Source organism: Lysobacter enzymogenes, assembly GCF_023617245.1.
GTDB lineage: Bacteria > Pseudomonadota > Gammaproteobacteria > Xanthomonadales > Xanthomonadaceae > Lysobacter > Lysobacter yananisis.
Genome location: NZ_CP067396.1, coordinates 5056627 through 5082895 on the forward strand (window position 1 = coordinate 5056627; position 26269 = coordinate 5082895).

25 protein-coding genes are annotated in these 26269 nt (G+C 69.3%); 11 read left to right on the forward strand and 14 right to left on the reverse strand.

Annotated elements, in window-relative coordinates:
* Nucleotides 1-27 precede the first annotated feature (27 nt).
* The 8 genes from JHW41_RS20895 to JHW41_RS20930 are packed head-to-tail and all read right to left on the reverse strand — an operon-like array spanning nt 28 to nt 8071.
* Nucleotides 28-987, reverse strand: a complete 960-nt coding sequence (locus tag JHW41_RS20895; RefSeq protein WP_231783946.1) for a phosphatidate cytidylyltransferase — start codon at nt 985-987, stop codon at nt 28-30.
* Between the two features lie 14 nt (nt 988-1001).
* Nucleotides 1002-1634 carry a lysophospholipid acyltransferase family protein gene (locus JHW41_RS20900; RefSeq protein WP_250446323.1) on the reverse strand — a complete coding sequence of 211 codons (633 nt, stop codon included), beginning with the start codon at nt 1632-1634 and terminating at the stop codon, nt 1002-1004.
* Nucleotides 1631-2293, reverse strand: coding sequence for a CDP-alcohol phosphatidyltransferase family protein (locus tag JHW41_RS20905; RefSeq protein ID WP_057946276.1), 663 nt, complete (start codon nt 2291-2293; stop codon nt 1631-1633). The genes JHW41_RS20900 and JHW41_RS20905 overlap by 4 nt, the downstream gene beginning before the upstream one ends.
* Nucleotides 2294-2306: 13 nt before the next feature.
* Nucleotides 2307-3800, reverse strand: coding sequence for a TIGR04222 domain-containing membrane protein (locus JHW41_RS26025; protein ID WP_284499506.1), 1494 nt, complete (start codon nt 3798-3800; stop codon nt 2307-2309).
* Nucleotides 3801-3841: 41 nt separating this feature from the next.
* A complete protein-coding gene (locus JHW41_RS20915) occupies nt 3842-4282 on the reverse strand; it encodes a hypothetical protein (RefSeq protein WP_250446324.1) in 441 nt (146 codons plus the stop codon).
* A complete protein-coding gene (locus JHW41_RS20920) occupies nt 4279-5643 on the reverse strand; it encodes a phosphatase PAP2/dual specificity phosphatase family protein (protein ID WP_250446327.1) in 1365 nt (454 codons plus the stop codon). Before JHW41_RS20920 ends, JHW41_RS20915 begins: the two co-directional genes overlap by 4 nt.
* Complete coding sequence (locus JHW41_RS20925) at nt 5640-7427, reverse strand: bifunctional alpha/beta hydrolase/class I SAM-dependent methyltransferase (protein WP_250446329.1); 1788 nt, start codon at nt 7425-7427, stop codon at nt 5640-5642. The genes JHW41_RS20920 and JHW41_RS20925 overlap by 4 nt, the downstream gene beginning before the upstream one ends.
* Nucleotides 7424-8071: a CDP-alcohol phosphatidyltransferase family protein gene (locus JHW41_RS20930; RefSeq protein ID WP_078999769.1), complete on the reverse strand. Its 648-nt coding sequence runs from the start codon at nt 8069-8071 to the stop codon at nt 7424-7426. The genes JHW41_RS20925 and JHW41_RS20930 overlap by 4 nt, the downstream gene beginning before the upstream one ends.
* A gap of 275 nt (nt 8072-8346) precedes the next feature.
* On the opposite strand from JHW41_RS20930, the gene purH reads away from it, so the two are divergent.
* Nucleotides 8347-9951, forward strand: a complete 1605-nt coding sequence (gene purH, locus JHW41_RS20935; protein ID WP_250446334.1) for a bifunctional phosphoribosylaminoimidazolecarboxamide formyltransferase/IMP cyclohydrolase — start codon at nt 8347-8349, stop codon at nt 9949-9951.
* Nucleotides 9952-9999: 48 nt separating this feature from the next.
* Nucleotides 10000-10710, forward strand: a complete 711-nt coding sequence (locus JHW41_RS20940) for a hypothetical protein (RefSeq protein WP_250446335.1) — start codon at nt 10000-10002, stop codon at nt 10708-10710.
* A gap of 296 nt (nt 10711-11006) precedes the next feature.
* Here the strand turns inward: JHW41_RS20940 and JHW41_RS20945 are convergent, their stop codons facing one another.
* Nucleotides 11007-12464, reverse strand: a complete 1458-nt coding sequence (locus JHW41_RS20945) for an alanine/glycine:cation symporter family protein (RefSeq protein ID WP_250446338.1) — start codon at nt 12462-12464, stop codon at nt 11007-11009.
* A 133-nt stretch (nt 12465-12597) separates the two neighbouring features.
* Between JHW41_RS20945 and purD the strand changes: the two genes are divergently transcribed.
* Nucleotides 12598-13893, forward strand: a complete 1296-nt coding sequence (gene purD, locus JHW41_RS20950; RefSeq protein WP_250446343.1) for a phosphoribosylamine--glycine ligase — start codon at nt 12598-12600, stop codon at nt 13891-13893.
* Between the two features lie 146 nt (nt 13894-14039).
* Here the strand turns inward: purD and JHW41_RS20955 are convergent, their stop codons facing one another.
* Entirely contained in the window at nt 14040-14315 is a 276-nt protein-coding gene (locus JHW41_RS20955; protein ID WP_250446346.1) for a hypothetical protein, read from the reverse strand.
* Nucleotides 14316-14561: 246 nt separating this feature from the next.
* Here JHW41_RS20955 and JHW41_RS20960 point away from each other — a divergent pair, with 246 nt between their 5' ends.
* Both JHW41_RS20960 and JHW41_RS20965 read left to right on the forward strand, forming a co-directional pair.
* On the forward strand, nt 14562-15002 hold the full coding sequence (locus JHW41_RS20960) for a hypothetical protein (protein WP_250446350.1): 441 nt from the start codon (nt 14562-14564) through the stop codon (nt 15000-15002).
* 103 nt (nt 15003-15105) lie between these two features.
* The gene (locus tag JHW41_RS20965; protein WP_250446366.1) at nt 15106-15543 is read left to right on the forward strand and encodes a hypothetical protein; all 438 of its coding nucleotides are present in this window, start codon (nt 15106-15108) and stop codon (nt 15541-15543) included.
* A 12-nt stretch (nt 15544-15555) separates the two neighbouring features.
* Here the strand turns inward: JHW41_RS20965 and cls are convergent, their stop codons facing one another.
* Complete coding sequence (gene cls / locus JHW41_RS20970; RefSeq protein WP_250446369.1) at nt 15556-17049, reverse strand: cardiolipin synthase; 1494 nt, start codon at nt 17047-17049, stop codon at nt 15556-15558.
* A 38-nt stretch (nt 17050-17087) separates the two neighbouring features.
* Here cls and JHW41_RS20975 point away from each other — a divergent pair, with 38 nt between their 5' ends.
* Both JHW41_RS20975 and JHW41_RS20980 read left to right on the forward strand, forming a co-directional pair.
* A complete protein-coding gene (locus tag JHW41_RS20975; RefSeq protein ID WP_250446372.1) occupies nt 17088-17351 on the forward strand; it encodes a hypothetical protein in 264 nt (87 codons plus the stop codon).
* 12 nt (nt 17352-17363) lie between these two features.
* Nucleotides 17364-17990 carry a DUF1345 domain-containing protein gene (locus JHW41_RS20980; RefSeq protein ID WP_250446374.1) on the forward strand — a complete coding sequence of 209 codons (627 nt, stop codon included), beginning with the start codon at nt 17364-17366 and terminating at the stop codon, nt 17988-17990.
* 154 nt (nt 17991-18144) lie between these two features.
* Here JHW41_RS20980 and JHW41_RS20985 read toward each other — a convergent pair whose 3' ends face one another.
* Both JHW41_RS20985 and JHW41_RS20990 read right to left on the reverse strand, forming a co-directional pair.
* Entirely contained in the window at nt 18145-20571 is a 2427-nt protein-coding gene (locus JHW41_RS20985) for a DNA/RNA helicase domain-containing protein (RefSeq protein ID WP_250446377.1), read from the reverse strand.
* Between the two features lie 43 nt (nt 20572-20614).
* Nucleotides 20615-20959 (reverse strand): nucleotide pyrophosphohydrolase, encoded by a 345-nt coding sequence (locus JHW41_RS20990; protein ID WP_250446379.1) that lies wholly within the window; start codon nt 20957-20959, stop codon nt 20615-20617.
* 190 nt (nt 20960-21149) lie between these two features.
* On the opposite strand from JHW41_RS20990, the gene JHW41_RS20995 reads away from it, so the two are divergent.
* Entirely contained in the window at nt 21150-21749 is a 600-nt protein-coding gene (locus tag JHW41_RS20995; RefSeq protein WP_231784010.1) for a mechanosensitive ion channel family protein, read from the forward strand.
* A 143-nt stretch (nt 21750-21892) separates the two neighbouring features.
* On the opposite strand, the gene JHW41_RS21000 is transcribed toward JHW41_RS20995, so the two are convergent.
* The gene (locus JHW41_RS21000) at nt 21893-22948 is read right to left on the reverse strand and encodes an alpha/beta fold hydrolase (protein WP_250446381.1); all 1056 of its coding nucleotides are present in this window, start codon (nt 22946-22948) and stop codon (nt 21893-21895) included.
* 501 nt (nt 22949-23449) lie between these two features.
* On the opposite strand from JHW41_RS21000, the gene JHW41_RS21005 reads away from it, so the two are divergent.
* From JHW41_RS21005 to JHW41_RS21015, 3 genes are all read left to right on the forward strand, one after another.
* A complete protein-coding gene (locus tag JHW41_RS21005; protein ID WP_250446384.1) occupies nt 23450-25333 on the forward strand; it encodes an MFS transporter in 1884 nt (627 codons plus the stop codon).
* 98 nt (nt 25334-25431) lie between these two features.
* Nucleotides 25432-25764 (forward strand): CD225/dispanin family protein, encoded by a 333-nt coding sequence (locus JHW41_RS21010; RefSeq protein ID WP_057946259.1) that lies wholly within the window; start codon nt 25432-25434, stop codon nt 25762-25764.
* Nucleotides 25765-25794: 30 nt separating this feature from the next.
* Nucleotides 25795-26214 (forward strand): DUF2752 domain-containing protein, encoded by a 420-nt coding sequence (locus JHW41_RS21015; RefSeq protein WP_057946258.1) that lies wholly within the window; start codon nt 25795-25797, stop codon nt 26212-26214.
* The last annotated feature ends 55 nt before the right edge of the window (nt 26215-26269 follow it).

The following is a 26269-nucleotide window of genomic DNA, read 5'->3' on the forward strand; positions in this document are numbered from 1 at the left end:
CTTAAGCGCCTGGCTGCCCGCCCGCGCTCACACCCACCAATACCGGATCAGGTGGAAGAACACCGGCGCGGCGAAACACACCGAATCCAGGCGGTCGAGCACGCCGCCGTGGCCCTCGATCATGTGCCCCCAATCCTTGATCCCGCGGTCGCGCTTGATCGCCGACATCACCAGGCCGCCGTAGAACCCCATCAGGTTGATCACCAGCGCCAGCGCCGCGGCCTGCCACGGCGTGAACGGGGTGATCCACCACAGCGCCGCGCCCAGCGCGGTGGCCGAGGCCACGCCGCCGACGAAACCTTCCACCGTCTTCGACGGCGACAGCCGCGGCGCGATCAGGCGCTTGCCGCACAGCTTGCCCCAGATGTACTGCAGCACGTCCGAGGACTGCACCACGATCACCAGGAACGCCACCAGCAGCAGGTTGCGGCCTTCGTAGCCGGGAATCTTGAGGTTGATCAGCGCCGGCACGTGCGAGATGCAGAACACGCAGATCATCAGGCCCCACTGCACCTTGGCCGTGCGCTCCAGGTAGCGCGTGGTGTCTTCGCCGACGGTGGACAGGATCGGCAGCAGCAGGAAGGCGTAGACCGGGATCAGCAGGGTGTAGAGCCCGTACCAGTCGGTGTAGACCAGCCAGTACTGCAGCGGCAAGGCGACGTAGAACGCGGCCAGCAGCGCGTAATAGTCGCTGCGCCGGGTCGGGGTGAGGGTGATGAACTCGCGCAGCGCGAACAGCGAGACCAGCGCGAACAGCACGATCATGCCGACCCGGCCGATCGCGAACGCGGCGCCGACCACCAGCGCCATCACCCACCAGGCGCGGATGCGCGCGACCAGGTTGGCGATCACCGCGCTGGGCTTGTCGCGGGTCTTCCAGCGCAGCCATTCGGACACCAGCGTCGCCAGCAGCAGCACCGCGGCCACGCCGCTGAACAACAACACCGGATGCGACTGCGCGCGCACGAACTCCACGACCTGATCCAAACCTGCCCGCTCCATCAATCCCGGCCTCCGTTGCCTTGCTCCGACAGCGCCAGCAGCGCGTCGCGCGCGCGTTGCAGGAACGCGTCCTTGTCCTCGTCCGCGCCCAGGCGCAGGGTGTCGCCGAAGGTCGCCGTGCACAGCAGCGGCAACGGCAGGATCTTGCCTTTGGGCATGACCCGGGCGAGGTTGTCGATCCACACCGGCACGAACTCCAGTTCCGGCCGGCGCCGCGCCAGGTGGTACAGGCCGCTCTTGAACGGCAGCAGCGGTTCGTCGCTCTGGTTGCGGGTGCCCTCGGGGAACAGGATCAGCGACTGACCGCCGTCCACCGCCTCGCTCAACACATCGATCGGATCGTATTTGCGCGCGGCCGCGTCGCGCTCGATCAGCACGCCGTTGAACACTTCGCGGATCAGGTAGCGGCGCAGCGCGTCGCGCTGCCAGTAATCGGCCCCGGCCACCGGCCGCACCTCGCGCCGCAGCGATGGCGGCAGCGCCGACCAGATCATGACGAAGTCGCCGTGGCTGACGTGGTTGCCGTAGTAGACCCGGTGGTCGGCCGACGGCGAGCAGCGCCACAGCGCGCGCGCGCCGGTCAGCAGGCGGATCGCCGAGCTGAAGCCGGCCGCGAGCAGGTGGGAAATCATCGCGACTCCAGTTCGCGCACGATCGCGCGCAGACGCAAGGCGATGGTCAGCGCCGCGCCGAGCGCGACCACCGCCAGCGCCGCCAGCAACAGCCACGCCACCGCGGCCGGTTGGCCCAACGCCAATCCCGCCGCCGCCAGCAGCGCCGCCACGGCCATCGCGATCATGCGCGTGCGCCGCGGCATCGGCCCCTCGCCGTGTTCGCGCAGGCCGCAGGCTAGGCCGAGCACGCGCACATAGGCCGTGCCCACCGCCAGCAGCGACACCGCCCAGCCCAGGTCGCTGGCCCACGGCAGCCACGGGGTCAGGCCGTAGCCGGCGCCGAGGAACACCAGCGCATCGGCGAGCCGGTCGGGCGCGTCGCTGTAGACCTCGCCGGCCTTGCCGACCATGCCGCCGCGGCGCGCCAGCACGCCGTCCAGGCGGTTGCAGGCGATGCGTCCGCCCAGGCACAGCGCCGCGAACAGCAACAGCGCCGCGCCGTAGTGCGGCGGATCGCGCAAGGCGAAGAAGAACGCCGCGCCGGCCAGCGCCGACAGGCCGACCGCGAACAGCGACAGGCCGTTGGGAGTCGCGCCGCGCGCGCGCAGCCACGCCGCCAGCGCGAGCCGTCGCTCGTAGCGCGCCGCGCGGCGGGAAGAAGCTTGGGGATCGCTCATCGTGGCACTCCGTTCAACCGCCGCCGCAACCGCCGCAGCCGCCGCCTCCGCCGCCGCCACAACCGCCGCCGCCGCTGTCGCCGCCGCTGCTGCCGGAACCGCTGTCGCCGCCGCTGGAACCCGACGGCGGCGTGCGCAGGATGTGATAGTCGGCGAAACCGCTGCCGTACAGGCCGACCGTGCCCGACAGCGCGACCTGCGCGGCGAGATCGCCGGGCGCGATCCGTCCGCTGGCGTCGTGCAGCGCCCATTCGCCGGCGCGGGTGCGCTGTTGTTGGCGCAACAGGCGCGCCATGGCGACGATCAGGGTCAGCCCCACCAGCACCACCAGGAAGCCGACCGGCCGGTCCCGGCCCAGTCCGATCCAGATCTTCAGCCCGCCCAGCGCCGCCAGCGCCAGCAACGGCGCGCTGCCCAACTGGCGCAGGCGCAGGTCGGCCGATTCGCTGAGCCACCAGCCCTTGCGCCGCAATCGTTCGGCCATCGGCTCGTACGCGCGCGCCAGCGCGATGACGGTGAGCGACAGGCTCTGCTCGCGCTGCGCGGTTTCGGCGGCGGCGAGCACCGGCGCCGGCAACTGCGCCGCCTGCGCGCGCAGGCGCGCCGCGTCGACGCGCAGCCAGACCCGGTCGAGGCGCTCGGCCGCGCGCAACGGCGCGCCGTTGTAGTCCAGCGCCAGCAGGTCGCGGCGCATCAGCTCGACCAGGGCCACGTCGACGGCGCGCTCGGGACCGCCGGCCAGGTACGCGAGTTCGACCTCGTCCTCGACCTGGGCCTGGTTGCGCCGGTTCGGACCGCGCAGCGCGCGCTTGATCGCGGTGCCGGCCAGGTAAGCCCACGGCAGCATGGCCAAGTACAGCGCGAGGAAGCCGCCGCCGCCGAAATCCAGCGGATTGAAGGTTTCCTGCGCGCGCACGCAGGTCAGGTAGATCAAACCCAGCGCGCCGCTGGCCAGCGACAGCGCCAGGTAACCGCCGCGCGGCGGCGACTGCCACGGCGACAGCAAGCGCTCGCGCGCGCCAGCCGGCTCCGCGCGCGGCCGCGCCTGCGCCGGCGCGGGCGAAGGCGGCGGCGGCCACCACAGCGGCGGCGGTTCGTCGAAGAAGTCCGCGTAGCTGACGAGCGTCTGCCGGTACTGTTCTTGATGGCGCGCGTCTTCGGCCTGTCCGCCCAGCGAGGGCGTGTGGTGCAGTTCGCGCTGCAGCGCCTGCGGGCAGAAGCGGCCCCAGTAGTCGCGGGTGTCGGTGAGGTGGGCGTGCCAGACCTTGTCGATGCGCACGCTCGGCGTGACCGCATGGCCGGCCGCCACCGCCAGGAAGCAGAAGCGCCGGTATTCCTCCAGCGCCGCCTCGGCGCCGGCGCGGTCGCAGCCCAGCGCATGGCCGACCCGGTCGAGGAAGGCCTCGGCCCGGTCGCCGCCGAAGCGGTAGTCGCGCAGGCGCTGCCACAGCTCGCGCCGTTCCGCGGTCCAGTCGGCGTCGCGCCGCGCTTGTTCGCTTTCGTTCATGGCCAGATCCATCGGGCGTTCGGCGAAAACACGCGCAACAACTACGCGTTCCCCAGGGCGGCCAGCAGCGCCGCGCTTTGCAGGATCACCAAACCGGCCTGTTTGCGCAACAACGCGCGCGCGCCGCGCCAGCGCGCGGGCCAGTCGCGGGCGACGGCGCCGGGCTTGCGCAGGCCCAGCGCGGCCAGCGCCGCATCGAGCCGGGCGACGCCGCCGTCGGCATCGGTCTCGGCGCGCGCGGCCAGCGCCTGCAGCAGCCGCGCATCGAAATCCACACGCACGGCGTAATAGAGCTGCAGCGCGCCGGCCGCCGCCGCGAGCCACAGCGGCGCGCGCCAGTCGCTTACGAACAGACCCACCAGCGCCACCGCGGTCAACAGCAGCGAGGCCGCGCACAGGGTCCGCCCCTGCGCCAGCAGCGCGGCCATCGCACGCAGTTCGAATGCGCCGAACGCGGACGGCGGCGGGACCGGGCCGCTCATGCGTTCTGCGTCCCCAACCCGGCCGCCGCCAGCGCGGGCGCCGCGACCAGCGCCTGCAGCGCGCGCAGGTGCGGCGCGCGCAGCACGATCGCCGGACGCGCGCGGCGCAGGATCGCCACCGCCTCGTCCACGCCCGCGGCGCGGCCGCTGCGCAGCAACCACGCCGCCACCGCGGCGGCGCTGCGCGAATAGCCCAGCGCGCAGCAGACCAGCACCTCGCCGCGCGCTTGCCGCGCGGCGATGGCGTCGGCCGCGGCGATCAGCTGCACCGGCGTCGGCGCGACCAGGTCCAGCATCGGCCTCACCGCATCGCCTTCGCGCGCATCCATCAGCGATAGTTCCGCGCACACATCCACCACCGCGGCGAACCGCGCGCGCTGGCCGCGCCCAGGAATCCGGCCGAGCCAGACGCCGTCGATCACCGGCACCGGCTGCGGCGCGCGCCGCGTCCACAGCCGTGAATTGATCCAGGCGCCGAGCAGATACGGCGCCAACAGCCAACGCGCCGCCACGCTCAGGCGGCCGTCGTCGCGCTTCTGGAATCCCAGCGGCCCCAGCAGCGCGTAATTCAGCGCGACCACCGCCAGCGACGCCGCTGGCCACCACAGCCACAGCGCCCAGCCGCCGAGCGCGCCCGCGCTCAAAGTGCCCGCCGCCCACGCGCACAGGGCCGCGGCCGCCGCGTACAGCGCCGCCAGCGTCCAGCGCTTGGGATCGCGCGCCGGCGCCGCCTCGCGCCACGGCGCGCGGATGCGCTCGGGCCACAGCCACACGCACAGCCAACCGGCGAGCAGGCCGGTCGGGATGTCGACGAAGTGGTGCTGGAAGGTGGTCAGCACCGACACGCCGATCAGCGCGAACCAGCCGTGCAGCAGCCAGCGCCAGCCGCCGCGCAGGTGATGGGCGAAGCGCACCCACAGCACGATCAGCAGCACGATATGCAGCGACGGCGCCTGGTTGTAGGGCTTGTCGAAGCCCAGCAGCACGTCGAACAGCCAGCCGAACACGCCGTCGGTGTGCGGCCGCACGAAGCTGTAGCGCAGCGGCCACAGCAGGAAGCAGCCCACCGCCACGGCCTGTGCGGTCAGCAGGCGCAAGCCCTGCGTGTCCAGTTCGCGGCGGTCGCGGCAGACGAACAGCGAGATGCCGTAGAACAGGTCGATCGACCAATACGGCACGATGGTCCAGGCCCAGAACGGGATCGCCCGCTCCCAGCCGAACGCCAGGCTGGGCACGTCCGCGCGCGCGGCCGCGAGCGCATTGGCGTAGCCGTAGGTGGCGAAGAACAGCGGCCCCAGCACCAGCAGCCACAGCGCCGCGCGCCCCCACGGGCGCCGGGTCGCGGCGACGGCGTCGGTCATTGCGCGACCCGCTGCGCCATCGACACGGTGAAGATGCCCCAGCGGTCGATGCGCTGGTCGACCTTGACGAAACCGGCCGCGCGCACGAGCTCGTCCATCTCCTGCTGGCTGCGCCGGCGCATCACCCAGGCCGCGCCGCCGCGGTGGCTGGTCAGCGCGCGCGCGATGAATTCCAGCTGCGGGTGCCAGGGCTGGCCGGTGTAGACCAGGAACCCGCCCGGCGGCACCGCCGCGGCCAGGCCCTCGAGCGAGCGCCGCACCTGATCGTTGTCGGGGAACAGTTCGTACAGGCCCGACACCACCGCCAGGGTCGGCTTCGGCTCCAGCGCGGCCAGGGCGTTGCGGTCGAACGCGTCGCCCTGGTCGAAACGGGCGATCGCGCCGGCGCCGAGTTCCTCGATCAGCGCGCGGCCCTTGTCGACGTTGAGCGGGCTGTAGTCGCGCAGGCGCACGCTGTCGGCGTGCGCGCCCTCGCCCACCAGCGCTTCCAGCGCATAGCGGCCGTGGCCGGCGGCGATGTCGACCGCGTGCACCGGCTGTCCGGCCTCGCGCAGCCGGCGCATCGCGTCGCGCAGCAGTTCGTGCAGATGGGTGCGGCGCACGCGGATGCCGCGCCAGCCGATGGCTTCCAGGTAATTGCGGTCGACCATGCGCCCGAGCGGTCCGCCGCCGCGGGCCTCGTTGCGGTACACGTAGTCCAGGCTGCTGCCCGAATCGAAGCCGGTGTCCAGGCCCAGGCGGATGCCTTCCGACAGCTTGCCGCCGAAGCGCAGCCCGGCGCGGACGAAGCGCCAGCGCAGGTCGGCCAGCGACCAGCGCTCGGGCGGCCACGACAGCTTTTCCGATTCCTCGAAGCTCGGCCCGCGCCGGTGCGCCTCGCTCAGGTCGGCGCGGCTCAGCGGCTGGGCGAAGCGCGCCTGGACGAACGCGCGGATGCGGTTGATCGCGGCGGCACGGCCTTTCTCGCCGAGAGTGTCGTGGAAGAAGTCCGGCAGCAGGTGGCGTTCCTTGATCGCGCTGCCCAGGCGTTCGTAGAAACGGTCCTGCGGGCCGCGGTGGACGACGAAGTCGGCGCCGGAGACCAACAGTTGCGTCGGCACCGTGATCGCTTGAGCGTCCGCCACGATTCGGTCGGCCGCCTCGTACAACCCCAGCAACACCCGCACCGAGATCGGCCGGGCGATGAGCTTGTCGGTGCGGTAGCTCTCCACCCGCTCCGTGTCGTGGGTCAGCCACTGCGGCTTGACGTAGCTGTTGACGAAGAAGTTGCCGCGCAGCTTCTGCATCAGCGCCAGGCCCGGCCGCGCCAGCGGCACGTACAGCTTGACCTTGAACGCCGGCGAGGCCAGCACCAGCGCGCGCAAGCGCGGCGCGTAGTCGTGGACCCAGGTCGAGGCGACCACGGCGCCGACGCTCTGCGCGACCAGGGCGAGGTTCTCGACGTCGATGCCGTGCTTGTCGCGGATGTGGGCGACGAAGCGGTCGAGGTCGCGCACCAGCGCCTCGAACCCGGGCGCATCGCCGCGCTCGCCGGGCGAGCGGCCGTTGCCGCGCGCGTCCCAGGCGAAAAAATCGCAATCCTCCAGACCGAGCTCGGGCACCAGGTGCTCGACCCGGCCCGAATGCTCGTGGCCGCGGTGCAGCAGCACCACCGCCTTGCGCGGCCCGTCGCCGGGCTGGCTCGCCGGCCAGTGGCGGTAGAACAACTCGGCGCCGTCGAAACTGGCGAACCAGCGTTCCTCGGCCGCGCGCGCGCCGCCGGACTTGACCACGACTTCATTCATTCCCGCTCTCCTTGTCGAACGCTTACCGCTCCCGGCGCGGCATCATGCCGCAAACCGGCGCGCACGCGGCGCACCACCGTCCACGCGCACAGCATCGAGGCCAGCACCAGCACGATCTCGACCGGCCACGCCGAGATCCAGCCCAGCGCCAGCAACAGCCCCAGCGCGCCGATCACGAAGGCGCGGTCGCTCTTGCCCATCGGCCCGTCGTAGCGCCGCGGCGCGCCGACCATCAGGCCGAGCACGCCGGCGTATTCGGTCAGCGCCGCCAGCAGCACGAACGCCAGCAGCGGCGCCGCATGCAGCCCGGCCAACGCCAGCAGCGACAGATACAGCGCGCTGTCGGACACCACATCGCACAATTCGTTGAGGTAGGCGCCCAGCCGCGACTGTTGGCCGAACTCGCGCGCCAGCATGCCGTCGATGGCGTTGAGCGCCATCCGCGCGAACATCCACAGCGGCAGCAGCGCGAACAGCCACGGCCGCGCCGGCGCGCCCCAGTACACCAGCGCGGCGACCGCCAGCGACACCAGCGCGGCGGCCACGGTCACCTGGTTGGCGGTGGCGCCCGCCGCGTGCAGCCGCCGCACCAGCGGGCGCAGCAGGTCCTGGAAGCGTCCTTTCAAAGCGTAGATCGAAGCCATCGGTTCCTTGCGCTCGCCGCGCGCCCGCGACCGGGCGCCGCCACAGCTTAGCGGCTGCGCGCGCGGATGCGAGCCGGCGGGCGCCCGGCCGCGCCGCCGACGCGCGGGTATCGCCACAGTGGCCCGGCCGGCGCGCCGGGCTACACCGCCGCGGCGCGACTTTGCCGCGCCGGCCGCAAAACCCGGCGCCGGCCGCCCCGCATCGCCCTGAACGGGCGGCCCGACGGGCGCGCGCGGCTATAATTCCCGCGCCCTTCCGCTGCCTTCCTCCCCGAATGACCTCCGAGCTCCCGACCGGCCGACCGGTCCCGGCGTCCCCGCCGGTACGCATCCGCCGTGCCCTGCTGTCCGTGTCCGACAAGACCGGCCTGATCGAACTCGCCCGCGCCCTGGCCGCGCACGGCGTCGAACTGCTGTCCACCGGCGGCACCGCCAAGGCGATCCGCGAGGCCGGCCTGCCGGTGCGCGACGTGGCCGAGGTCACCGGCTTCCCGGAAATGATGGACGGCCGGGTCAAGACCCTGCACCCGCTGGTGCACGGCGGCCTGCTCGGCCGCGCCGGCATCGACGACGCGGTGATGGCGCAGCACGGTATCGGCGCGATCGACCTGCTGGTGCTGAACCTGTATCCGTTCGAAAAGGTCTCGGCCGACCCGGCGAGCTCGTTCGAGGACGTGATCGAGAACATCGACATCGGCGGTCCGGCGATGCTGCGTTCGGCGGCGAAGAACTTCGCCCGCGTCGCCGTCGCCACCGACCCGGCCCAGTACTCCTCGCTGCTGGCCGAACTCGACGCCAACGCCGGCGCGCTCTCGGCCAAGACCCGCTTCGCCCTGTCGGTGGCCGCGTTCAACCGCGTCGCCCAGTACGACGCGGCGATCAGCAACCACCTCTCGGCGATCGGCGAAGACGGCGGCAAGCTCGAGTTTCCGGCCCAGCACAACGCCAGCTTCGTCAAGGTCATGGACCTGCGCTACGGCGAGAACCCGCACCAGAGCGGCGCGTTCTACCGCGAAGTGCAGCCGCTGCCGGGCACGCTGGCCAGCTTCGTCCAGTTGCAGGGCAAGGAGCTGAGCTACAACAACCTCGCCGACGCCGACGCGGCCTGGGAATGCGTGCGCCAGTTCGAGCGCCCGGCCTGCGTGATCGTCAAGCACGCCAACCCCTGCGGCGTGGCCGAGGGCGTGGCCTGCGGCGACGCCTACGAACTGGCCTACGCCACCGATCCGACCTCGGCCTTCGGCGGCATCATCGCCTTCAACGGCAAGCTCGACGCGGCCACCGCCAAGGTCATCCTCGACCGTCAGTTCGTCGAGGTGCTGATCGCGCCCGACTATGAAGACGGCGCGGTCGAATACGCGAAGAAGAAGGCCAACGTGCGGGTGCTGCGCATTCCCGGCGGCGACGGCCGCAACGTCCTGGATTTCAAGCGCATCGGCTCGGGCCTGCTGGTGCAGAGCGCGGACCTGCGCGAAGTCGGCCGCGACGAACTCAAGGTCGTCAGCAAGCTGGCGCCGACCGACGCGCAGCTGGCCGACCTGCTGTTCGCCTGGCGCATCGCCAAGTTCGTCAAGTCCAACGCCATCGTCTACGCCCGCGACCATCGCAGCATCGGCATCGGCGCCGGGCAGATGAGCCGCGTGGTCAGCGCCAAGATCGCCGCGCTCAAGGCCGACGAAGCCGGGCTGGTCGTGCCGGGCTCGGTGATGGCCTCCGACGCGTTCTTCCCGTTCCGCGACGGCATCGACGCGGCCGCGGCCGCCGGCATCAAGGCAGTGATCCAGCCGGGCGGTTCGATGCGCGACAACGAAGTCATCGCCGCGGCCGACGAACACGGGCTGGCGATGGTGTTCACCGGCGTGCGCCACTTCCGCCACTGAGCCTGCGCGCGCGGGCGCCCCGGCGCCCGCGCCGCACCCGACCGCATCATGCCGCTCGAATTCAAACCGCGCCCGCCGCCGGGGCCGCCGCCTTCCGGCCGCGGCCTGCTGCGCTCGCTCGCGCGCAAGCTCATGATCCTGGCGGCGCTGGCCGCGGTGCTGGTGCTGTGGGCGGGCTGGCAGTACTCGCAACGGCAGTCGGCCGACAGCAAGACGCTCGGCGACTACGGCATCGGCGGCGACGCCGTCGCCGTGTTGCTGGTCGAGCCGGACGTCTCGCTCGACATCGAAGCCGGCCTGCGCCGCGACTACACCGCGCAACTGGCGCGCGCGCTGGGACAGCGGCTGGAGCAGCTGGGCTATCGGGTGCGGCCGCTGTCCGCGCGCAGCGAGCAGGAGCGTTTCGGCGAAACCTCGCAGCCGCGCGACCGGCGCGCCGCCGTCGAGCATCAAACCCAGACCCTGCAGTCCTTGCGCGAAACCGCCGCGCCGGTGCTGCGGGTCTCGCTGGACGGCCTGGACTACGACGGCCGCAGCGTCAGCCAGCACCGCTACAAGGTCGAACTGCTCGACCCGCGTAGCCTGGAACCCTCATGGCAAGCGGTGCTGACCTGGCGCGAAGGCCGTTCGCAATCCATCGCCTTGCTCTGGCACCTGCGCCAAAACCGCCTGCCGCCGCCGCTGTGGGACAGCCTGGCGGAACTGGCGCTGGAGCGCTTGCGCGAGGACGGGAAGCTGCCGGCTTCGGCGATCCACTAGCGCGCGGCGCGGCGTCTGGACGCCGGATTCGGGGCCGGCGCTCCTCTGTCCCCGTCATTCCGGCGAAAGCCGGAACCCATTTTGCCGTTGCTCTTGCGCTGCAGCCCTGCGCGAGGCGACAGCAAAATCAAAATGGGTTCCGGCTTTCGCCGGAATGACGGGTTCGGGCGAATGCCGCAACAGCCCCTGTAGGAGCGGCGCGAGCCGAGACCGCGACAACGCAGCTGCGGCGCAAGCCTCGTCGTAGCCGCGTTGTCGCGGTCGCGGCTCGCGCCGCTCCTACCCAAAGCCCCGGCTTACGCGCCGGGCTTGCCGCGCTCGCGCCAGATCTCGTGATCCACCCCGTCGCCGAGCTCCGCGTACTGGGCGATATGGAATTCCGGCGACTTGCCTTCGCGCAGCTGCCGGTCGTAGTCGCGGGTCAGCTTCACCACCACGCCCGACAACATCACGATCGCGACCAGGTTGATCGACGCCATCAGCGCCATCGCCGCATCGGCCGCGTTCCACACCAGCTCCACCTTCGAATACACGCCCCACACGATCACCGCCAGCGCCGCCACCCGCAGTACGAACAGCGACTTGGCGCCGCCACCCAAGTACAGCAGGTTGCTCTCGGCGTAGGAGTAATTGCCGATGATCGTGGTGAAGGCGAAGAAGAACAGCGCGATGGCGACGAAGTAGGTGCCCCAACCGCCGAAGAAGGTCGTCATCGCCGCCTGGGTGATCTGCACGCCGTCGCCGCCCTGCCCCAGCACCCCGGACAGCAGGATCACGAAACCGGTCGCGCTGCAGATCATCAGGGTGTCGATGAACACGCCCAGCGACTGCACCAGGCCCTGGCTGGACGGATGGTGCGGCACCGGCGTCGCCGCCGCGGCCACGTTCGGCGCGCTACCCATGCCGGCTTCGTTCGAATACAGCCCGCGCTTGACCCCTTGCAACATCGCCACGGCGAGACCGCCGAGCACGCCGCCGGCGGCCGCGTCCAGGCCGAACGCGCTGCGTACGATCAAGGTCAGCACCGCGGGCACCTGCGGCAGGTGGGTCAACACCACCCAGCCCGCCAGCAACAGATAGCCCAGCGACATGAACGGCACCACCCATTCGGCGAACCGCGCGATCGCGCGCAAGCCGCCGAAGATGATGACCGCCGTCAACAGCACCAGCCCGCTGGCGATCTGCAGCTGGCTCAGGCCGAAGGCGGAATGCAGCGACTGCGCCATCGCGTTCGCGTGCACGCTGCTGAACACCAGGCCGTAGGTCAGCAGCAAGCACAGCGCGAACGCCACGCCCATCCACGGCTTCTTCAGGCCGCGGCTCATGTAGTAGGAAGGCCCGCCGCGGTACTGGCCGTTCTCGTCGCGCACCTTGTACAGCTGCGCCAGCGCGCTCTCGGCGTAGGCCGTGGCCATGCCCAGCATCGCGGTGCACCACATCCAGAACAACGCGCCCGGCCCGCCCAGGCTCAAGGCGATGGCGACGCCGGCGAGGTTGCCGGTGCCCACGCGCGAGGCCAGCGAAGTGCACAGCGCCTGGAACGGCGAGATGCCGGAGGCGTCGCCGTCGGTGCCGCGCCCGATCACCTGCAGCATGTGCGGGAACCGCCGCACCTGCAGGAAGCGCAGGCGCACGGTGAAGTACAGGCCGACCAGCAGCAGGCCATAGGTCAGGAAGTAGTCCCACAGCACATGGTTGATCGCGCCGATGACCGGCGCCAGCGCGGTTTCGATCGCGTCCAGCAAAGCTTGCATCCGCCAGTCCCCACAAACGCCAGAATCGGCCTGCGATGGTAACAGCCGGGTCGCGGCCTGCCTGCGGCTCGCGTAAAATCGCCTATTCCCGCGTTTTCGCGCGTTTTCCGGCCGGCCCCGGCCAGGAGCAGGCATGAAGGTCCTCGTAATCGGCTCCGGCGGGCGCGAACACGCGCTGGCCTGGAAGCTCGCCCAATCCCCGCGCGTCGACGAGGTCCTGGTCGCCCCCGGCAACGCCGGCACCGCGCGCGAAGGCAAATGCCGCAACGTCGCGGTCGCCGCCACCGACCTCGACGGCCTGCTGAAGCTGGCCGCCGATGAAGCCGTCGCGGTGACCGTGGTCGGCCCCGAGGCGCCGCTGGTGGCCGGCGTGGTCGACCGCTTCCGCGCCGCCGGCCGACGCATCTTCGGCCCCACCGCCGCCGCCGCCCAGCTCGAAGGCAGCAAGGCCTTCGCCAAGGATTTCCTCGCCCGCCACGGCATTCCGACCGCTTACTACGCGGTGCATACCGACGTCGACGCGGCCCTGGCCTACGTGCGCGAGAAAGGCGCGCCGATCGTGGTCAAGGCCGACGGCCTCGCCGCCGGCAAGGGCGTGATCGTGGCGATGACGCTGCCTGAGGCCGAAGACGCGGTGCGCGACATGCTCTCCGGCAACGCCTTCGGCGCCGCTGGCGCGCGCGTGGTGATCGAGGAGTTCCTCGACGGCGAAGAAGCTAGCTTCATCTCCATGGTCGACGGCGAACACGCGCTGCCGATGGCGACCTCGCAGGACCACAAGCGCGTCGGCGACGGCGACACCGGCCCCAACACCGGCGGCATGGGCGCTTATTCGCCCGCGCCGGTGGTCACCCCGACGGTCCACGACCGGGTCATGCGCGAGGTGGTGATGCCGACCGTGCGCGGCATGATCGCCGACGGCGTACCGTTCACCGGCTTTCTCTACGCCGGCCTGATGATCGACGCCGACGGCGCGCCGAAGGTCATCGAATTCAACGTCCGCTTCGGCGATCCGGAAACCCAGCCGGTGATGCTGCGCCTGCGCTCGGACCTGCTCGATCTGGTCGAGGCCGCGATCGATGCGCGCCTGGACGCCGTCGAAGCCGACTGGGACCCGCGCCCCTCGCTGGGCGTGGTGATGGCCGCGCAGCACTACCCCGACGCCCCGCGCACCGGCGATCCGATCAGCGAATGGGACGTGCCGCTGCCGGTCGACAGCCACGTCTTCCATGCCGGCACCCGACTCGTCGACGGCCAGGCGGTCACCGCCGGCGGCCGTGTGCTGTGCGCCTGCGCGCTCGGCGACAGCGTGGCCGATGCGCAACGCCGCGCCTACGAAGTCGTCGCCGGGATTTCCTGGCAGGGCGAGTTCCACCGCCACGACATCGGCTGGCGCGCGATCGAGCGCGAGCGCGCCGCGCAGGCCTGACGCGGTATCGCGAAAACGCAACGGCCGGAAGCGCCCGCTCCCGGCCGTTGTTCGTTTCAGGCCCGCTCAATGCAACAACCGCGCGAACCGCTATCGCGCTTGCATCGCAAATGCGATGTCGCGGCTGCGCCCGTGAACGATCCGCATCAACGCGCCGCCGCGTCCTCCGGCGCCGGCTGCAAGCTCGTCGCCAACTCCTCCAGCTCCGCGATCTCCTTGTCCAGGGCCTCGTACAGCTCGCCCTGCCGCACCATCAGTTCCTCAATGCGCTGCGCCTGCTTGAGCTTCTTCAACTCGCCGTCGAACAGCAGCCACTGCCCGGTCAACTGCTCGACGTAGTTCTTGGCGTAGTGGCGCATTTCCTTGAGCTGGTTCAACGTGGTGTTGACATGATCCAACGGCGTCTTGGTGTCGGCGGACATACCGGCCTCCTCGTGCGGGGAACGGCCCGAGCCTAACCGCCGCAAGCTGGCTGCCCGCGAAACGCCGACGCCAGCCGTCGCGTTGACATCGTGTCTTCACCCCGCAACGACATTGCCATATGCGACCCAGGTCGTATCCGTCGCGCCGCGATCGGCTAGGATCGGGAAAGACGCATCCCGGCGCTGTCGCCGTCGCGCCGATGCGCAGCACGTTCCGCACGACCGTCCATTCACAGGGGCATCGCGTTGAGCAACCCGGAACTCGATCGGTCCACGCCCGAGAAAACCCTGCACGCGCTCGAAGAGGCTTATCGCAACGGCGACTTCGAACTCGCGTTGCGCTGCCGCAACTTCGAGCACGAGGCCGAACTCATCCAGCAGCATCTGCGCCCGGCCGGCGCCGCGCCGCCCGCGGGCCCGCGCGGCGAACTGGCCGACGCGCTGCAACGGCAATGGCGGCAGGCGCAACCGCCGGACTTCCTCGGCGTCGTCACCCAGGTCGTCGCGGTCGAACACTTCGCCGGCCGCTTCTTCGCCGTGACCCAGAACATCCGCAACGCCGACGGCCGCACCTTTCCCCAGCGCACCTTCATGTCGCACGCCGAAGACGGCTGGGCGGTGCTGTGCCCGGTGCCGGCCTACGAGCCCCCGCAGGAAACCAAGCCGTGGTGGGTGTTCTGGCGCTGACGCTCCTGCGCAACATCGGTCGTCCCCCGTAGTAGGAGCGGCTTGCATCGCGCCTGGACAGCCCGGCCTCTCAGACCAGCGCCCGGCACGCACGCGGATTGTCGTGATCCGGACCCCGCTTTATCCTGCAGCCGTCCGGCGACGCGCCTCGTCGCGCGCGCCCCGCAACCACAGGCCTCGCCGCATGGACGGATGCCACTTCCATATCGAGATCCTCGCGCCATCGGGCTTGAGCGGCATCGAGGCCCATCTCGCGGATTGCGCGATGCCGTTGCAGCCGTACCGATCGGGATTCAACGATCAGGTGATCCTGCGCCACGGCGGCGACATCGATGAATTCGAGTTCGCCATGGACCCGTCGACGACCGGCCTGCTGCATGCCTCCGGTTCGATCTTTCGCGAAGAATCGCAGGCCTGGCGGATGGTCGAATCGCTGTCCCGGGCCCTGCGTCTGGCCGGATTCGCGCACCGCGCCGGCATGGACAACGCGGCGGGCGACGGACTCTTCCGCGAGATCGACTATCGCTGGGGCGGCACGTAGCCGCCCACCCGCCTAAAGCACCGGCGACATCATCGCCACCGCGTTCTGCACCAGCCGCACCCGCAGCGGCCACGCCTCGACCTCGTCCAGCGCGACCCGGTGCGATACCGACAGGTACTTGTCCTGCCGCCGCCGGATCGCCGCGACGAGCGCGCGGTCGGCGATCATCAGGTTGTTCTCGAAGTTCAGGTCCAGGCTGCGGCGGTCCATGTTCGCCGAACCGACCAGGGCGATCTCGTCATCGATGCACATCGCCTTGGTGTGCAGGATGCCGAGCGGATACTCGTACACCTCCACGCCCGCGCGCAGCAGGTCGGCGTAGGTGCTGCGGCAGGTCTGGCCGACGAACCACGAATCGTTGCGCTGCGGGAACACCAACCGGGTCGCGGCGCCGCGGCGCGGCGCGGCGCAGATCGCGCGCAGGATCGATTCGTCGGGCACGAAATACGGGGTGACGATGGTCAGCTCGCGCCGCGCCGCGTAGATGCAGGCGGCGAACATGTCGCTCATCGCGTTGTGGCGCACGACCGGGCCGGTCTCGAACGCCTGGGCGATGCAATCCTCGTCGAAGCGCTGCGGCGTGGCGGCGTCGGGATAATCGTCCAATCCGGTTTCGCCGGTCTCCGGAATCCAGCCGCTGAGGAACAGGAACTGCGCCTGCCGCACCACCGGGCCTTCGCAACGCAGCAGCAGGTCGATCCACGGCGCGTACGCGGGCTTGATCCGGAACTCCGCATCGGCGCAGTTCTGGCTGCCGCAATAGGCGATCTTGTTGTCGATCACCACGATCTTGCGGTGATCGCGCAGGTCCATGCGGCTGAACGCGATGTGCTGCAATCGATTCAGGTCGTCCAGCGTGCGCAGCAGTTTCACTCCGGCCCCGCCGAGCTGTTTCCAGCGCTCTCCGGCGATGAAGGCGCGCGAACCGAACGCATCGACCATCACCCGGCAGGCCACCCCGCGCCGCGCCGCATCGGCCACGGCATCGGCGACGCGGCCGCCGGCGCCATCGTCGAGCCAGATATAGAAGGCGATGTGCACCGACTCGCGCGCCTGCTCGATATCGGCGACCAGCGCATCGATCGCCAGCCTGCAATCGCGCTTGGGATCGTCCGCGGCGCTGTCCTCGTCGCCGAGCAGCGCGATCCGGTTGCCGCCGACGGCATGGAAGCCGTTGATCGAACGGGCCAGCTCGAACAACGGCGCCGCGTGGTCGGGGACCGCGCCCGGTGCGTTGGCGGCATCGTCCGGCGACGGCATGCGCTTGCCCGCATGCTCGATCCGGTCGACCCGCGCGCGGCCGATGTTGGTTTCGCCCAGCAGCAGGTACGCGACCATGCCCGCCACCGGCGCCAGCATGATCACCGCGACCCAGGCCGCGCGCGAGGCCGGCGTGCGGTTGGGCCGGGTCAGCGCGCGCGCGGCGGCGAGCAGGTGGGCCACGAACACGAATACGGTCAGGCCGATGTTCAGCGACGCGGGCAACCCGCTCAGTTCGAACGACATGCGGTCTCCAAGTGCTCCAGCCGAGCCGGCCGCGGCCGATGGCCGCAACGGGCGAGCATGCCGGCGGGCGCGTCACGGCGCCGCAAAATCGTCCGCGCATGGCGGCCAGCGTCCCGCCGCGCGCCGCGCTCGCGGCGATCGCGGCGATGCGCGAGGCTCGGCCCCGACGCGACGGCACCCGGCACAACGACGGCCGCCACGACGACGGCCGACGCACGCGCGCCGACGGCCCGCGCGCTGGCGACGCCGCCGCCCGCGGCGCTATCCTGAATCCGCCGTGGTGCCTCCGCCGGCGCGCCTAGTTGGGGCTGCTCATGCTCGATTCCCGCAAGTTCCTGTTCGCGCTGATCGCCGCCGCCTACGCCCTCGGCTTCGTCCTCGCCGACTGGCTGGGCTGGCAACGCGCCATCATCCTCGCCGCCAACGCTTTCTTCGTGAGCTACCTCGCGCTGGCCGTGCCCAGCCTGCGCCGGCTCAGCGGCCAGCGCCTGCGCCAGGCCGCGGTCAAGAGCGACGTCCCGGTCTACGTCCTGTTCCTGATCGTCGTCTCCACCGTGACCACCGCCCTGGCCGCGTTGTTCATGACCATCAACGCCGACGACCGTCCCTGCCTGGGCTGGCTGATCGTCGCCCTGCTCTCGATCCCGCTGGGCTGGGCGACGATCCACATGCTCGCCGCCTCGCACTACGCGCACCTGTACTGGCGTCCCGGCGCCGACAAGCAACCGCGCCGCGGCCTGGAATTCCCCGGCGACGAGCAGCCCGCCGCGATCGACTTCGTCTACTTCGCCTTCGTGATCGGTATGGCCGCGCAGACCTCGGACGTGGCGATCTCCGGCCGCGCGCTGCGGCGCTTCACCCTGATGCACTCGATCGTGGCGTATTTCTTCAACGCGGTGCTGGTGGCGGCGGCGGTGAATGTGGCGGTGGCGGCGAATTGAATACCCCGGCTCGATCCAGCGTAATCATGCATGGATGGAATCCAGAGGCGGTCCCCATGTACCCATGTGGGCTCGTTGCCAGGTCGCACCGACACGATAGTCCTCAACGCTGCAACGAAACCGCCTGGGCTATAGCAATTAGATGCCACCCCGCTTAAACCAAGATGGCCACGAGCCATGCCCGGATCAGCGCGTCGCTGTCTCCCAGATCCAATTCAATGGCCTTGAAATCCGGATTGAGACTGTCGGGCCGCAGCATGACTTGCTGGTAAACGATTCCCTCGTCTTCCTCGTGCTTTGTTGCGTCATAAATCTTGAGCGTGTATCGCCCGCTCTCCTCCGGATCGCCGGTTTCGACGCGCTCCGCCAATACCATCCGCCCCTGTTTCGATCCGCTCATTTCTGTCGAGAACAACACCCATGACCCATCGGGCACTCGCCGATTCATCGACTCGCCCTGTACCTGAGCCACGAAGTAACCGGGCTTGATACGGATGTGGTCCGGCAGCGCCACCCACTCGACGGCCTCACACTCCAATGTCTGCACATCGCTGAAGTCGCCAGCGGCGATCTTCAGGTCGAGCAGTGGTACAGCGTTTTCCCAGGGCCGCACATCGGCATTGCGTACGATCTGGAACGGGCGGGTGTCGATGAGCACTGACTTGGGCGCCGCGGGCTTGGGACGCGGCAGAGGCTTGGGGGTTCGGCCGAGATTTTCGGTACGGCTTCGCACGAAATTTTCGGTCTCTTTGTCTTCGAAATAGACGTAACACCCCCTCATGCCGCGCGACAGAAGCACACGGTAGGTGTTCTTGACCAGTTCGGCGAAACGATCACGCGACCGCTTGACGGTGGTGTCGAAGGAGGCGGCACGATCGCCGATCCAGCCTTCATCGGGCTGGTAACGCAGGTCTTTGCCCCAGATCACCCCAACATAGTCGAATTCGAATCCTTGCGCGGTATAGACACAACCCACTTGCTCCAGGCCGCCTTCGTTATAGGCCCAGTAATCCGCGGTCGGTACGCCGCTGGGCAGGCGACTCATGTCCGCCCGAGCGTTCCAGGGCCGCTCGAAGCTGCCGATCCGGACGTCTTTGATCAGCTGTCCGTCTCCATCGAGGGTTTTCGCCCACGGCCAGCAGTAGCCCGCCACCAAACGGGCGCTATGCCCTTCGCCAACCTTAGCCCGAATAAGCGCATCCAAAGCATCGGGGCTGTCGACGATGCCGAACTCAAAGGATTCTTGCGCTTGGTCGAATAGGATATTAGCGGTCTTTCGGATATCGAGCGTATTGTCGATCCAATTGACGAATCCATCCGAGCCAGCGCACCGGAACTGAGTTTCCAGCCGGTTCTCGTGCAACACGCACTGGCGCGCGGCGGCGGTTTCGCGGATCAGTATGGACGAGCCGATTTCGTTGGGCCGGACCACTTGCCGGTCGTCGACGAAGAACACCGACACCCGGGCGGCCTCGACGATCTCGACGATCTGCGGGCGATCGGAACGCTTGTCCTTCTTGGTGTACTGGTGATTGCTGGTGGCGCGGATGCGGTGAGCCTCATCGCACAACAGCACATCTACGTCGTTGGGAGCCGCTCCGCCATACTGATTGAAGTAGCGGAACTGTTGGCCTGCCCGACGACCGACGATCTTTTGCATAGTACTGGTGAAAGCCTTGGAGCCGGTGGCGTGCTGGGCGTTGTAGCCCTTCGCCGACAGTGCGCCGAGCAGGTTCAACGCAAGCACGGATTTACCGGTACCGGGACCGCCGTGGACCAGGAAAACATGCTTGCGGTTGTCGGACATCGCGGCCTCCACCGCCGTCATTACTTGGCTGAAGACCACTTGCTGCTCGTCCAGAAGAACGAATGCGGGCTCTTCTTTCACTACCTTTCCGACGTGTTCGAGCAATTTCTTGGCGGGACGGTAGCGACTCTTGGCAACCCGTTCCATGACCCGCTCGCCATCGCCCTGTCCTAACCGTTGAACGAGGTGCTGCGCCAGTCGCGGAACATCGCCGGAAGTGAATATGGGCACAAGCCGGCGCACTGCCTCCGAGCACGGCTCGAACAGCGCGTCATCGAGTTTGGGACGGTAGTTGTGCAGGTAAGCGCAGGCATCCAGGGCGACGCGTTCGTCGCCGGGCTGGAACACGGCATGCATGTCTTCCAGATAACGACGGTACTGGTTGGCCTGCACCGAGGGGTGCAGCACGTCGCGATGCTGGCCGCCGACCCATGTCTTGAGCAGGTCGTCGCCGCCGCCGGCTTCAGCGATCTGCCACTGCTTGAGTTCGACCACCACGGCGCGATCGCGCTGAGCGTCCCGCCCCGTCAGCAAGACGTCGATGCGCTTGGACGACAATGGCAGGCGGAATTCGAGAAAAATGCCCTGGTCGGTCAGATCGCCTTCGCGCAGCACGTCGGCGAAGGAGCGCAGCGAGTTCTGCCATGACTGACGTTCGCCTTCGCCGGGGTCACGGCGGTAGTGCGCCAGAAAGGCCTCTTCCAAACGCTGAGCAATGGCGTTCTGGGTCGTCGCCCGCAAAAAATCCGGTGTGGTGCCGGAATACAGAAACATTGTTGCGTTTCCCTCGCTCGGCCGCGCGGTGCGCGGTGCCGGATCACAGTTCGTCGTATTTTTTGGCCGATCCCCGCGCCTTGTCGACAGGATAGCGCTCGGCATTGTTGTTCAGCTTGTCGGCCACGGCCTGTTCCAGGTCGATACCCAGATCCGTAATCAAGTACGTCATGAGAATGGCCAAATCGGCCACTTCCTGCTCGATTTGCGGCCGGCGGGCTCGTACAACTTCGTCGAGCTCGGTGTCGCGCGCCCATTGGGTATGTTCGGCCAGTTCGGCGGCTTCCAGAACAATGGATGTAGAGAGTGTGCGCAAGCTGTGGAATTGCTTCCAGTCGCGGGCATCGCGAAAGGCGATGATTCGGGCGGTCAGTTCGGGGCTGAGCATGGCAGTCACCAACGAGTCACTTCGGTCCTAGGGTACGGGCTGGCGCAGAGCGCCGCACTCACTGCGTGATGTCCCGGTTCGGGCGGTTCCATGGTCGCCAACCACATCCGGGGACGGCGCGACTACCCGCTTCCCCTTACACTGCCTCTCCTGGCCATTCTCCGAAAAGGCAAAACCGGCAATGTCCCCCATGCTCGCCCAGGCCACCTACATCGCCACGAAAATCGGCGAGGCCTTCGCGATCCTGGCCATCGCCTGGCTGCTGACCACGCTGCTGCGCCAGTTGTTGCGGCGCATGTCCACCCGCTACGACCTCGCTCCGGCCTTCGCGCTGGGGCTGCGGCGCGGGCTCAGCACGGTGATCTACATCACCGCCTTGCTGATGTTCCTCAACCGGGTCGGGATCTCGGGTTCAGTGGTGTGGACCACGCTGACCGGGTTCGTGGCGGTCGGCGCGGTGGCGTTCTTCGCCGCGTGGAGCGTGTTGTCGAACATCTTCTGCGCGTTCCTGATCCTCACCACCCGGCCGTTCCGCCTGTACGACTACATCGAGGTGCTGGAGAACGGCGACAAGCCGGGGCTCAAGGGCCGCGTGGTCGACATCAATTTCGTCTACACCACGCTGCAGGAAACCCACGCCAACGGCGACGACACGGTGTTGCAGGTGCCCAACAGCCAGTTCTTCCAGCGCACCACGCGGCGCTGGCGGCACGAGCCGGAGTGGAGCCGGGTCGTGCGCGAGCAGAAGACCGCCGAAAGCGCGGAATGGCAGGACGCGGGCGGGCGCTGAGCAGCGCAAGCCGCGGGAGCTCCCTGTAGGAGCGACGCGAGTCGCGACCGCGAATCCTCGGCTACGACGAAAGTTGCGCCGCGAGCGTGAAGATCCGCGGTCGCGGCTTGCGCCGCTCCTACAGGTAGTTCGCCAGGCATTCGTCAGAGCCTGGTCACGTCGACGATGGCCTGCGCGAACGCCTGCGGCGCTTCCTGCGGCAGGTTATGGCCGATGCCGCCCGTGACCTCGCGGTGCTGGTATTTGCCGGCGAACTTGCGCGCATAGGCTTCGGCCGGCGGGTGCGGGGCGCCATTGGCGTCGCCCTCCAGGGTGATCGTGGGGACGACGATGCTCGGCGCTTTCGCCAGTTGCGCCTCCAGGGCGTCGAAACGCGCTTCGCCTTGCGCCAGTCCCAGCCGCCAGCGGTAGTTGTGGATGACGATGGCGACATGATCGGGGTTGTCGAACGCGGCGGCGCTGCCGGCGAAGGTGGCGTCGTCGAAGCGCCATTGCGGCGAGGCCAGTTCCCAGATCAGCCGGGCGAATTCGCCGCGATTCTGGGCATAGCCGCGTTCGCCGCGCTCGGTGGCGAAGTAGAACTGGTACCACCACTGCAGCTCGGCCTTCGGCGACAGCGGCGCCTGGCCGGCGTGCTGGTTGCCGATCAGATAGCCGCTGACCGACACCAGCCCCCTGCAGCGCTGCGGCCACAGCGCCGCCAGGATGCCGGCGGTGCGCGCGCCCCAGTCGCAGCCGCCGAAGATCGCCGATTCGATGCCGAGCGCGTCGAGCAAGGCGATGGCGTCGACGGCGAGCGCGGCTTGCTGGCCGTTGCGCGGGGTGTCGGCGGACAAGAACGCGGTCGCGCCGTAACCACGCAGGTAAGGGACGATCACGCGATAGCCCTGCCCGGCGAGGATCGGCGCGACCTCAGCGTAGGTGTGGATGTCGTAGGGCCAGCCGTGCAGCAGCAGCACCGGGATGCCGTCGCGCGGGCCGAGTTCGGCGTAGCTGACCCGCAGCACGCCGGCGTCGATCTGCTTGAGCGCGCCCCAGGCCGCCGGGCCAGCGGCGGCGGTCTTGCGCGGCGCGGCGGCGAAGGCCGGGGCGATGCCGCCGACCGCGCCGAGCGGCCCGGCGAGCAGGGCCAGGGCGGCGCCGCCGAGCAGGCTGCGGCGCTGGGCATCGAGAGGGCGGTCGGTCGTGGTGGCGGTCATGACGGCTCCTGGGCAGTGGGCGTGCCAGGGCATTGGACCGGGGCCGGGTATCTGCGGCGTGTCCGGCCAGGCGGGGATTTGTATGCGAGCGCCGCGCAGCGGGCGCCTGGATACACTGGGATACACATGGACAATCGCGTGGCAGGCCGCGCGCGCGGCGCCCGCGCCATCCGCCGCAGTCGCTCGCGGCCGAACTCCCGCGCCGCTTCTGCAAACGCCGTCCCCAGGACGCCATCTGCGCAGCCCTGTCGCGCGGCCGCATCATCTCTCGCGGCCCTATCGAGCCTGCGAACCACAGGACCAGGCAGACACCGACCGCGCCCCCGGCAACGGTGTAAGCCGACGGCCCACCCAGGCTACTTTTCCGCTACCCGCTCGATCCCCATCCGATCCCGCCGCGCCCGGCTACACGCCCGCAAGCCCCTTTTGCTAGGCTCCCAGCGCGAATCCTTCGCATGAGCCGCACATCCGGGTGCGGACCCGACCGGACAGCAGGACGGCATGGCGCACAACCAGTTCGCGTTGCTCAACCAACGGCGCTTCCTGCCGTTCTTCCTCACCCAGGCGTTCGGCGCCTTCAACGACAACGTGTACCGGCAGGCGATCATCGGCCTGCTGTTCTACCTCGGCGTCAGCGACGAGCAGCGCACGCTCTACACCAACCTCGCGCCGGCCTTGTTCATCCTGCCGTATTTCCTGTTCTCGGCCACCGCCGGGCAGATCGCCGAGAAGCTGGAGAAGCACAAGCTCATCCGCATCACCACGACGATGGAAATCGCCATCATGTCGCTGGCGGCGGTCGGCTTCCTCACGCAGAACATGTCGGTCCTGCTGGTCGCGCTGTTCTGCACCGGGCTGCAGTCCACGCTGTTCGGGCCGGTCAAGTATTCGATCCTGCCGTCGGTGCTCAAGCCCGAGGAACTCACCGGCGGCAACGGCCTGGTCGAGATGGGCACTTCGATCTCGATCCTCGCCGGCATGATCTTCGGCGGCCTGATCTTCACCCTGGCCGGCGCGCACGGCCCGATCGTCGCGGCGGCGGCGATCGTCGTCCTGGCGGTCACCGGCAACATCGTCAGCCGCATGATCCCGCGCGCCGACGCCGGCGAGCCGGACCTCAAGATCAACTGGAACCCGATTCCCGAGTCGGTGAAGATCCTGCGCATGACCCGGCGCCAGCCGGCGGTGCGCAACTCGATCCTCGGCGTGTCGTGGTTCTGGTTCGTCGGCACGGTGCTGACCTCGCAGCTGCCGGGCTATGCCGAGGACAACCTCGGCGGCGGGCCGACGCTGTACATCTTCGCGCTCGCGCTGTTCTCGATCGGCACCGGCGTGGGCTCGATGCTGTGCGAAAAGCTGTCGGCGCGCACGGTCGAAATCGGCCTGGTGCCGCTGGGTGCGTTCGGCATGACCGCGTTCATGGTCGACCTGTATTTCGCCCATCCCGGCATGGCCACGGCCAAGGGCCTGGACGTGGAAGGCTTCGTGCGCAGCGCGGGGGCGTGGCGGATCGTCATGGACCTGGTCGGCATCGGCGTGTTCGCCGGCTTCTTCGTGGTGCCGCTGTTCGCGCTGATCCAGAACCGTTCGCCGAAGAACGAGCTGTCGCGCGTGATCGCAGGCATGAACATCCAGAACGCTGCCTTCATCGTGCTGGCGGCGGCGCTCGGCGTGATCGTGCAGCGCTTCTTCCACTGGACCATTCCGCAGGTGTTCCTGGCGCTGGGCATCCTCAACGCGCTGGTGGCGATCTACATCTTCACCATCGTGCCCGAGTTCCTGATGCGCTTCCTCAGCTGGGTGCTGGTGCGCGGGCTGTACCGGCTGCGCGTGTCCGGGACCGAGCGCATTCCCGACGAAGGCGCGGCGCTGGTGGTGTGCAACCACGTCAGCTACATGGACCCGCTGATCCTCAGCGCCAGCGTGTCGCGGCCGATGCGTTTCGTCATGTACTACAAGATCTTCAACATTCCGGTGATGAACTGGATCTTCCGCACCGCCAAGACCATTCCGATCGCCGGCGCCAAGGAAGACCCGGAGGTGCTGCGCCGGGCGATGGAGGAAATCGAGGCGGCGCTGGCCGACGGCCAGCTGGTCGGCATCTTCCCCGAGGGCGCGCTGACCAAGGACGGCGACATCGCGGCGTTCAAGTCGGGGGTAGAACGGATTTTGGAGAAGAACCCGGTCCCGGTGGTGCCGATGGCGCTGCGCGGCATGTGGAGCAGCATGTGGAGCAAGCGCGATTCGCGCCTGCGTCGGATGCGGGTCCCGCGCCGGTTCCGCGCGCAGGTCGAGGTGGTCGCCGATCCGCCGCGCGATCCGCAAGGGCTGACCGCGCAAATGCTGGAAGCGCAGGTGCGGGCGCTGCGCGGGGATCGCGCCTGAAGCACGCACCCGGCGTGCCGCGACGGCGCCGGCGCTGCTAGGATGCCCGCAGCCGCCGCCGTTCCGGCGCGGGTCGAAGGCTCAGGGGAGAGTCCGCCATGAATCAGCCCGTCGTCGCCGGGTCGCCGTATCCGAACTACCTGGTCTGGTCGATCATCGTCACCGTCCTGGGCGCCTGCTTCTGCTGCCTGATCGGCGCCGCGCCGGGCGTGGTGGCGATCGTGTTCGGCAGCCAGGTCGGCAGCAAGCTTGCCGCCGGCGACGAAGCCGGCGCGCGCCGCGCGTCCGAGCAGGCCAAGCTGTGGTGCTGGATCGGCACCGCGTTGGTCGCGGTCGGCGTGTTGTGGACGATCCTGTCGTTCTTCATCGAAGGCGCGTCGTTCATGTCGCAGGAATTCCTGGAGCAGGTGCGGCAAGCGCAGGGCCGCTGAGCCCGCGCCGTTCGCGTCCGCATCGCCGCCATGCAAGCGCCCGCCCGCCATTACGCGCTCGCCGCGACCGTCGCCGCCGCCGGCGCGGTCGCGGCGGCCGGCGCGTGGGTGCTGCGGCGGGTCGACCCCAATGCCGCCGGCAGCCCGCTGCCGGGCTGCATGTTCTATCACTTCACCGGGCTGTACTGCCCGGGCTGCGGCATGACCCGCGCCGCGCACGCGCTGGTGCACGGCGACCTCGCCCAAGCGGTGGCGATGAACCCGTTGCTGCCCTTGCTGCTGTTGACCTTGCCGCTGCTGGCCCTGCACAGCCTCGGTTATCGCCTGCCCGTGCCGCAGCGCGCGATCGCCGCGCTGACCAGCGCGAAGTTCTGGCTGCCGCTGCTCGGCGGCTTCTGGGTGCTGCGCAACCTGCCGTGGCCGCCGTTCTCCTGGCTCGCGCCGGGCTGAAACGCGTCGCGGCGGCGCGCCGTAGATGCCGCACCGCCGCCGCCCACCGTCATCC